Annotated in this window: 1 pseudogene; it reads right to left on the bottom strand. The window is 55.9% G+C overall.

The features are described from left to right. Positions 1 to 406, bottom strand: a pseudogene (locus ACTHTG_RS11165) (RHS repeat protein); the annotation flags it as partial.

Genomic DNA, 406 nt, shown 5'->3' with positions numbered 1-406 from the left:
GGCGGTTGTCGGGGACGGTAGGGCTGTTGTTGTCGGACAGGATATTGTGTGCGGGGTCGAAGGCGAATACTTCGCTACCCGCTTTGGTAATCCGGCCCAGTTTGTCGTATTCGAACCGGGTCGTTCCTGTCCGTTGGTCGGTACTGTGGGTCAGGTTGCCGGTACGGTCGTAGCCGTAGCTGCGTTTGACGGCATAAGCCGATGTTACTGCATTTTTTGCTGTTTCGATCTGCGTCAGCTCGTTGAGTGCGGCAATTTGTTTTTTCAGACGGCCTAAGGGATCGAGTTCGTAACGGCTGGCGAGTTTACCCTGTGTGCGGTAGATTTCGCGGTGCAGCTTATCGCGTTCGATGTCGGAGATGACTTCGTCGTCGAGGCTGATTTGGTGCAGGTGGCCGCTGCCGTA

The sequence above is a fragment of the Neisseria sp. P0017.S009 genome (assembly GCF_051957375.1).
In the GTDB taxonomy this organism is placed as follows: Bacteria; Pseudomonadota; Gammaproteobacteria; order Burkholderiales; family Neisseriaceae; genus Neisseria; species Neisseria perflava.
The sequence above is the reverse complement of the archived record's forward strand: the minus strand, read 5'-3'. Positions and strand labels throughout refer to the sequence as shown.